The organism is Nocardioides aquiterrae (assembly GCF_039526625.1).
GTDB classification, from domain to species: domain Bacteria; phylum Actinomycetota; class Actinomycetes; order Propionibacteriales; family Nocardioidaceae; genus Nocardioides; species Nocardioides aquiterrae.
Genome location: NZ_BAAAJE010000011.1, coordinates 114,814 through 122,789 on the forward strand (window position 1 = coordinate 114,814; position 7,976 = coordinate 122,789).

The window sequence follows — 7,976 nt, forward strand, 5'->3', positions numbered from 1 at the left end:
TCCCCCACGAGGCGAAGGTAGCGGCTGGCACCGACACAGCATTGGCTCTGCGCCGCCGCGCCACCGCGGCGCCGCGTCCGCGCCGCATATGTGCCGCCCCTGCGCGGCCCCCTGCGCGGCCCTGCGCCGCTCCTCTACCAGTTCGGAGCGTCGGTGCAGCCGAGCTCCATGGCTCGGTTGATCAAGTGGGAGATGTCGAGGCCGGGGTCGGCTGCTTTGAGCATTCCGACGATCTTCGCGAGGTAGTGGCAGATCGACCACGACGGCGTTGTGGTTCCGCGCAGCAGATGAAGCAGGAACCGCATCCAAGTTGTCGGGTCCGACTCGAGAGAGGTGTCGCTGAGCCGGTAGAGCAGTTGGTCGTGGACGTCGAGGCCGGCCGCGGTCATCTCGACGATCGCGACCGCTTCGGACCGGCGGGTCGGGAGTCCAAAGACCCAGTCGGCGGTGCCCGAGGCTTCGGCGTCGGTGAACGGCAGCGGAACCGACGAGGCGCGGCCAGTCCAGTAGGACCTGACCCAGCGCTCCCATTGCGCGTCGGACTGTTCAGGGGTCATCCGCCGCAGGAAGACCCCGACCCGCCGGGCCCAGGCCACCCGCAGCTTCTCGGGCGCTTCCTTGATGAACCGCGGCAGCCAAGTGCCGGGGTCGGTTGTGGAAGACGTCGCGATGTAGGCAAGGTGCGCGGCGAGCTGTTCGGTTGCGCGCTCGCGGCCGAGCTGGCCGGTACGGGTGCACGTTTGGAGGTAGTAGCCGAGCAGGCCTGCGTCCAGAAGACCTTGGTCCGGCCGGCCCCAAGCAAGGAAACCTTGCCAGACAGCGGTCGCGTCGTCGGGTCGGTCTTCCCAGTCGAACAGCGGGAGCAGATTCTGCTCAGCCCATGTCGGCTCGGCGCTGAAGTAGAAGTGCAGTTGACCGCCGAGGATGGTGCGCGCGAACACGCCGTTGCGGCCTTCGGCCACGAGCATCGTGTCGAGGTGCTGGCGCAGCGGGGCTGGGATGCCGGCCCAGTTCTCGCGATCTATCGACCAGTCGAAGGCGATGGCTTTGGTCCAGAACTGGGCGAGGTCCCCGGCCGGGTGGTTGATAGCAGCCGCGTGCAGGTCGGTGCTCTCGTCGATATTGCCGGTCACCTGCTCGTGGGGCCACAGGCTGGTCGCGAGCTCTCGGGCGTCGTCGTACTGGTGCCATGCGGTGGGGTGGTTGCCGTCGCCGCCGTTGGCGAGCATGCGTGCGGCCGCGTTGCGGATCTGGTCGGGTTTCCAACCTCGAGCGACGTCGAGGACCGCGTGGACCTTGTCGTCGTTGAGGTCGGCGTCGCTCCAGGCGTTGATCATGGTCACGCGCAGGTCGCGGTCGCCCTCGTCGAGATGTGTGGCGAGGTGGGTTCCGTCGTCGGGGTACTTGGTGACGCACGTCCGGACCGCGTTGAGGGCGCCCTGCCAGGTGGGGCCGCGATGACCGAACCGGTCGTCGTCGATGTGGTGGGAACGGATCTCGGTCAGCGCCGCCTGGGGGTCGTCGGCGATCTTGGCGTGCAGCTCTTCGGCGCTGAACGGTTCGACGTCAGCCTCGGCGGTCGTCTCCATGTACATGTTCAGGTCCGGATGCGGTCGGGGCTGGTACGTCGGGTTCGCTTCCTGAACCTCCCGGAGGGCATCGGCGATCGGCGCGGTGTCCGGTGCGGCCCGCGCGAGCCAGACCAGCAGGTTGTACCGGCGGTACTGAGAGCGACCGCCGTCCTCGCCGTCGTCGCCGCCGTCGTCGCCGTCGTCGTCGTCGTCGCCGCCTTCGTCACCGCCTTCGTCACCGCCGTGGCCGTCGTGGTGGTGGTCGTCGTCGTCGGGTTCGTCATCCGGAGGTCCTGCACTGACCAGCTCAAGCAGCGCCCGAACCTGCTCCTCGCCGGCGGACGGTACGTTCTCTTGGAGCAGGAGAAACACCTCGTGCTGAGCGACCAGGTCGTAGAGCAGGCCCTGGCCGCACACCCACCCGACCTTCTCGTCGGAGGCAAGGTCATTCCGGAGCCGGTAGCCGTGCACGGCGAGCCGCCGGAACAGTCCTTGGTCGGCTGACGTCCACTGATCCAGCCATCGGACGGCTTCAGAGGCATCGGTTTCGAGAAGGCTCTCGAGGCAGTCACGGGCGGCGTCGATGAGCACGTCGAACGGCTCACGAAATTCGTCTTGGTCGTGCGGCTCGATCGCGGACCGACCGAAGCTGATGGCCTCGGACCCTGGATAGAGCGCCCATGCCATGCGGTAGGCGGCCCGCAGTTGGTTCACTATGAGGTCGAGAAGCTCCGCGGCGTACGTCGCGAGCTCCGGTATGAAGACCTTGGCCCACGCCTCGGTCAGTGACGTCTCGTTACCGACGATGTCGACCTGGAAGTACGGCGGGTCATTCTCTTCGCCGAAGTCGATGCCTGAGGTGACAACTGGTCGCGTGCGGTGCTCGAACAGCATCGTGGCGACATCGAGACGCTCGCTCCACCCGGCCTGGTTCAAGATCATGTCGAGCAGGTCGGTCCGGCCGGGTGGAGCCTGGTCGAGGGCAAGCACAAGCCAGGGGAGTTGCCAGTCCGGGACCCTGCCGTCGCTCGTCAACAGGCAGTGGGTGATCGACATCCAGGTCGGGTCGGACCAGGTCTTCCCGCGCATCACCCGGAGGGCAGCCGCGCTCCCGGACTCGGCCGCGATGTAGTGCTCAGTGACCCAAGATCTGAGTGTCGTGGTGACCTCGTGTGGCACGCCGGAGAAGTCCGCCCCGGAGAACAGGGTGGCGAACTCCGGTTGTCCGGCGACCCAGCCGAGCCAGTGGCGGCCGCGGGCGCCTTCCACGAAGTACCGGACGCGCTCGGGGTCCCGGAGGCAGTCCTTGAGGTAGTCGACCTCCTCCGGAACCGTGGTCGGCTGCTCGGTGCCGACGATCTCCGCGATCCGGAGCCGGTGCTCGATGCTGCCTCTGGACTGAAGCTCGGCCCACCGCTCCAGGCTCTCTGGCAGGGCTTCGTGCGAGTTGCCTGCCTCGCCGCGGAGTTCGTACGGGATCGGAGTCACGCCGAGCGACTCCCAGTCGGAAAGGTCGCCATCGTTGGTGAACACGAACCGTCGGCCGTCTCGGCCCAGCGACCGCGCCAGGTACTGCATGACGATGTCGCCGTGCCGGTAGCCGATGAAGGCGACTGCGAACTTGGAGAACATCTGCTCGAGGAAGCGGGCAGCCCAGGCTTCTCGCAGGTACGCGTGTCCGAAGTCGGTGTCGGTGACGATGAGGCGCCGGGCTTCCTGCCCCAGGGCGCCGTGTAGGTGTACGAGTCCCTCGAAGTCGTGGCCGACCGGCAGCGCCGGCCCGAGGAAGATGTCGGGATCGAGTCCGGCTTCTCGGCTCGCCGTTGTCAGGTGGTGGTCGTAGTTCGTGGTGACAACCCGGACGGGCCCGTGCGCCCGAGCGAGGTCGACGATGGCGCGGTGTAGACGGTTGGGTACGGATCCGGGCAGATCCACAGCGGCAGCGACGAGCCCGTGCACGTCGACGCCCTGGTCGACGAGCCGGCCCAGGAACCGGTCGGGTCGCTCGAAGTCCGCGTCGGTGGCCGGGGTGCCGGTCAGTGTGCCGATGTCCGCGATGAGCGTGCGGAAGCTCGGGAGGCTCGATGGCGGGTCCATGGACGCGCCGGCGCCGACGAAGACGACAAGCTCTCCAGCGCGAGCCGCATCAACCAGCTCGCTAGGAACCTCAATGCTCCCGAATCGCACGGTGCGAAGTTAGCGCCTGCCGCCGACACTCGCTAAGGGACCGACCCAGTGGGACCGCTGCTGCCGGTCGACCAGAGCGCCAACACCGCGTGTGCCGGGTTGCGACAGCGTCATTCTGGGCGGAATGCCCTCAGGTGACGAGGCCGAGGTCGGTGGCGAGCTGACCAACCGCCTGCGAGAAGTGCTCGTCGTAGTCGAGGACGCCGCGGTACATGTGGCCGAAGAGCTCGAGGCTCACGTGGCCGAAGACGGCGGACCAAACCATCAGCCAGCGGAGCAGGTGGGCGTCGTCGATGGGGTCGTCGAGGAAGTCCTGGATCGGGGCGATGGCGTCCTTCTCGGCCTCGCTCACGGGCAGCGTGGCGATCGGGGTGCGGCCGGCGCGCTCGGCGGCCTGGCCCAGTGCCATGAAGGCGCCGCTGACGCGGACGGCAGGGGTGACGGTGTCGTCGGGGGCGGCGTAGCCGGGGACGGGGGAGCCGTAGAGGAGGGCGTACTCGTGCGGGTTGGCGCGAGCCCAGTCGCGGATCGCGTGGCAGAGGGCGCGGAAGCGGGCGGCCAGGTCGGCGCGGTCGGCGACGGCTGAGTCCGCGGCCTCGACGGCGTCGCCGAGCTCGTCGTACGCCGCGACGATCAGCGCGGTCAGCAGGTCGTCGCGGCTGGGGAAGTAGCGGTAGACGGCCGAGGACACGAGTCCGACCTCGCGGGCGATGGCCCGCAGCGACAGAGCCGCGGGGCCGACCTCGGCGAGGTGGCGGCGCGCCGTCTGCTGGATGGCGCGGGTCTGCTCGGCGCGGTTCTCGGCGCGCGACTTCGAGGGCATGGGGAACATGGTCGCACATTCCGAGAGCAGTGCTCTTGCTTTCGATGGCGAGTCGTGCCACGGTGGAAGAACAGAGAGCGGTGCTCTCGTTTTGATCCTCAGGAGGAACCATGTCCCAGCTCGAGACTCAGCTGCACGTCGTCGTCGGCGCCGGCCCCGTCGGCCGTGCCACCGCCACCGAGCTCGCCGCGGCGGGCCACGAGGTGGTGCTGGTCAGCCGTTCGGGCTCCGGACCGGAGGTGGCCGGCGTACGCCGCGAGGCCGCCGACGCGGCCGACGCCGACCGGTTGACCGAGCTGGCCACCGGTGCCACGGCGCTCTACAACTGCGTGAACCCGCCCGACTACACGGTGTGGCCGACGTTCTGGCCGCCCGTGGCCGAGGCGTTCCTGGTCGCAGCCGAGCGCACGGGCGCGCTGCTGGCGACCGCGTCGTGCCTCTACGCCTACGGTCCGGTCGACGTCCCGATGACCGAGGACCTGCCCGACGTCGCGCCCGGCGCGAAGGCCAGGCTGCGCGCCGGGATGTGGGCCGAGGCCAGGGCGCGGCACGACGCGGGCCGGATCCGCGCGGTCGAGGTGCGCGGATCCGACTACATGGGTCCCGGCGTCTCGGTCGACGCCGGCCACATCGCCCGCGTCGCTCCGGCCGCGCTGGCTGGCAGGACGGTGCGGGTGATCGGGCGCCCCGACGTACCGCACTCGTTCACCGACGTCCGCGACATGGCCCGCGCCCTGGTGGCGGTCGCGGCCGCGCCGCAGACGTGGGGCCGGGTCTGGCACGCGCCGACCAACGCGCCGGTCACCCAGGCCGAGGCGATCGCCGACGTGTGCCGCGCCGCCGGGCGCGAGCCGGTCCAGGTCAAGGCCTACCCCCGCGGCACGCTGGCGCTGAGCGGGCTCGTCGTCCCGGTCATGCGGGAGATGTGGGAGACGGCGTACCAGTTCCAGCGCCCCTACGTGCTCGACTCCAGCGCCATCGAGCGCGAGCTCGGCCTGGCCCCGACCCCGTGGGACGAGGTCTGCCGGGCGACGGCGGTGAACGCCGATCCGGAAGCGGCCGTCCTCGTGTAGCCCGTCTCCCACCGGGCAGGACTGGGGTCGGGAACCCCCGGCCCGCAGCGGACATGTATCGGTGTGCAGCGAGGAGGAGTGGTGGTCACCGAGGAGGCTCTGGTCGAGCGGCTGCGCGACGGCGACCCCGAGGCGCTCGCCGCGCTGTTCGACCGCCACGGCGACCGGATCTACAACCACTGCTTCCGCGCGACCGGCGACTGGGGCGAGGCCGAGGACGCCACGTCCACGGTCTTCCTCGAGGTGTGGCGGCACCGCCGGCGGGTGCGCCTCCACGACGGCAGCGCGCTGCCCTGGCTGTACGGCGTCGCGACCAACGTGTGCCGCAACCTGACCCGCTCCCGGCGCCGGCGGCTGCGGGCGCTGGCCGCCCTGCCGAGGCCGGAGCCGGTGCCCGACCACGCCGAGCGGGTCGCCGACCGGCTCGGCTCCACCGCGCGAATGGCTGCGGTGCTCGCGGCGATCGACGACCTGCCGCCCCGCGAGCGCGAGGTGCTCGGCCTGGTCGCGTGGTCGGGCCTGACCTACGAGCAGGCGGCCGCCGCGCTCGACGTACCCGTCGGGACCGTGCGGTCCCGGCTCTCCCGGGCCCGGGCCCGGCTCACCGACCTGACCGACCGTGGAGAGAGCGATGACTGACCTGACCCCGCCCCCGGACGAGCCGCTGCCGGACCAGACCCGGGCGCGGATCCGCGCCGGGCTGCTGGCGGCCGCCCAGGCGGACCCGCCCGCGCGGCGCTGGCTCGTCCCGGGCGCGGTCGCGGCCGCGGTGCTCCTGGTGGCCGGCGGGGCGGCCTGGGCGGTCCGCGGCGGCGACGGCGGTCCCGACGGCGGCGCGCCCCCGGTGGCGGCCAGCTCGTCCTCGACGGCGACCGAGCGGGGCCGGCACGCGCCGTCCGACGAGCCCACCGCGCCCGAGGACACCGCGGACCCCGGCGACCACTGGGCCGGGTACGGGCCCTGCGCGCAGGAGCTGCGCTACCCGCTGCCCGGCGCCGAGCTCGCGGCCACCTTCGACGACCACACCAGCATCTGGGTGAAGGGCGACCGATTCGCGCTCTGCGACGTCCGCGGGCGGACGACGGTGCAGCAGCCGAAGCCGCTCACGCCCGCCGACAAGGCGGACACCTACGCGGTGAGCTCGGTCTACACGGGCTCCGGCGAGGTGACCCGGGTGGCCGGCGGGATCGTCCCGGACGGCGCGACGGCGTTCGACGTCTTGTACACGTTCCCCGACGGGGAGACCGTGCCGGCGGAGACCGCGGTCGGCGGTGGCCACACCTGGTGGCGGGTGGTGCACACCTACGTCAGCCGGGGCAACGAGATGAAGGACCCGCCGATCGAGGTGACCGTCTCGTACTCCGGCGTGCAGGAGCACTACACGCTGGACTGGGCCACGGGCACCTGTGCCCAGGCCAACCACGGCTGCTAGCGGGCGCCGCCTACGAGTAGCGGTGGCTCTTCGCCGCGTGGCCGGCCTCGCGGGTGCACGTGCGCCCGTTCATCGACCGGTGGCCGCACAGGCCGTCCGCGTCGCCGGCGTCGCCTGCGTCGGCGGCCGGTGCGACCACCGGCGCCTCGTCGCGCGGGGCCACCAGGGGCTTCGGCCGCGCGGTGGCGGGCTTGGCGGTCGCCCGCGCGTAGCGCGCTTCGCGCATCGCGCGGAGGTTGTCCATCTTGCTCATCGGCTGCTCACCCGCCGAGCCTACGTGCCGGCACCCCCAGGTCTCCGGACGTCCGGCAGGATGGCGTCATGCGCGTCGGACTGACCGGGGGAATCGCCTCGGGGAAGAGCACCGTGTCCGCGATCCTCGCCGAGCTCGGCGCGACGATCATCGACGGCGACGTGCTCGCCCGGGAGGTGGTCGAGAAGGGCACCCCCGGGCTGGCCCGGGTGGTCGAGGCGTTCGGGCCGGAGATCCTCACGCCGTCCGGCGACCTGGACCGTCCGAAGCTCGGCCGGATCGTCTTCAACGACGAGGCCAAGCGCAAGCAGCTCGAGGCGATCGTGCACCCGCTGGTCTTCGAGCGGTACGCCGCGCTCGAGGCGGCCGCCCCCGCCGGCGGCCTGGTCGTGCACGACATCCCGCTGCTGGCCGAGTCCGGCCGCGCCGACACCTTCGACGCGGTGATCGTGGTCGAGACCCCCGCCGAGCTCCAGGTCGAGCGGATGCTCCGCGACCGCGGGTGGACCCGCGAGGACGCCGAGTCCCGCATCGCCGCCCAGGCCTCCCCCGAGCAGCGCCGCGCGATCGCCACCCACCTGATCGTCAACACCGGCACCCGCGAGCAGCTCCGCGCGCGGGTGGAGGAGGTGTACGC

General features: G+C 71.3%; 7 protein-coding genes. 4 read left to right on the forward strand and 3 right to left on the reverse strand.

Translation table 11 applies throughout. The features are described 5' to 3' along the window. Nucleotides 1-134: 134 nt before the first annotated feature. Together ABD086_RS12805 and ABD086_RS12810 are read right to left on the reverse strand one after the other, a co-directional pair. The gene (locus tag ABD086_RS12805) at nucleotides 135-3,758 is read right to left on the reverse strand and encodes an SIR2 family protein (RefSeq protein WP_343907931.1); all 3,624 of its coding nucleotides are present in this window, start codon (nucleotides 3,756-3,758) and stop codon (nucleotides 135-137) included. Between the two features lie 130 nt (nucleotides 3,759-3,888). After that, nucleotides 3,889-4,581, reverse strand: a complete 693-nt coding sequence (locus ABD086_RS12810; protein WP_343907932.1) for a TetR/AcrR family transcriptional regulator — start codon at nucleotides 4,579-4,581, stop codon at nucleotides 3,889-3,891. 110 nt (nucleotides 4,582-4,691) lie between these two features. Between ABD086_RS12810 and ABD086_RS12815 the strand changes: the two genes are divergently transcribed. The 3 genes from ABD086_RS12815 to ABD086_RS12825 all read left to right on the forward strand — a co-directional run bounded on the left by ABD086_RS12815 (nucleotide 4,692) and on the right by ABD086_RS12825 (nucleotide 7,086). Then, the gene (locus tag ABD086_RS12815) at nucleotides 4,692-5,654 is read left to right on the forward strand and encodes an NAD-dependent epimerase/dehydratase family protein (protein WP_343907933.1); all 963 of its coding nucleotides are present in this window, start codon (nucleotides 4,692-4,694) and stop codon (nucleotides 5,652-5,654) included. Nucleotides 5,655-5,735: 81 nt separating this feature from the next. Next, entirely contained in the window at nucleotides 5,736-6,293 is a 558-nt protein-coding gene (locus ABD086_RS12820; protein WP_343907934.1) for an RNA polymerase sigma factor, read from the forward strand. After that, nucleotides 6,286-7,086, forward strand: coding sequence for a hypothetical protein (locus ABD086_RS12825; protein WP_343907935.1), 801 nt, complete (start codon nucleotides 6,286-6,288; stop codon nucleotides 7,084-7,086). The genes ABD086_RS12820 and ABD086_RS12825 overlap by 8 nt, the downstream gene beginning before the upstream one ends. Nucleotides 7,087-7,096: 10 nt before the next feature. Here ABD086_RS12825 and ABD086_RS12830 read toward each other — a convergent pair whose 3' ends face one another. Further along, nucleotides 7,097-7,339: a hypothetical protein gene (locus ABD086_RS12830; protein WP_343907936.1), complete on the reverse strand. Its 243-nt coding sequence runs from the start codon at nucleotides 7,337-7,339 to the stop codon at nucleotides 7,097-7,099. A 68-nt stretch (nucleotides 7,340-7,407) separates the two neighbouring features. Here ABD086_RS12830 and coaE point away from each other — a divergent pair. Continuing rightward, a partial coding sequence (coaE, locus tag ABD086_RS12835) for a dephospho-CoA kinase (protein ID WP_343907937.1) occupies nucleotides 7,408-7,976 on the forward strand: 569 nt, incomplete at its 3' end.

Coding starts and splice junctions, on each gene's coding strand:
- ABD086_RS12810 (WP_343907932.1), bottom strand. CDS start 4,581: ATGCCCTCGAAGTCGCGCGCCGAGAACCGCGCCGAGCAGACCCGCGCC.
- ABD086_RS12825 (WP_343907935.1), top strand. CDS start 6,286: ATGACTGACCTGACCCCGCCCCCGGACGAGCCGCTGCCGGACCAGACC.
- ABD086_RS12815 (WP_343907933.1), top strand. CDS start 4,692: ATGTCCCAGCTCGAGACTCAGCTGCACGTCGTCGTCGGCGCCGGCCCC.
- ABD086_RS12830 (WP_343907936.1), bottom strand. CDS start 7,339: ATGAGCAAGATGGACAACCTCCGCGCGATGCGCGAAGCGCGCTACGCG.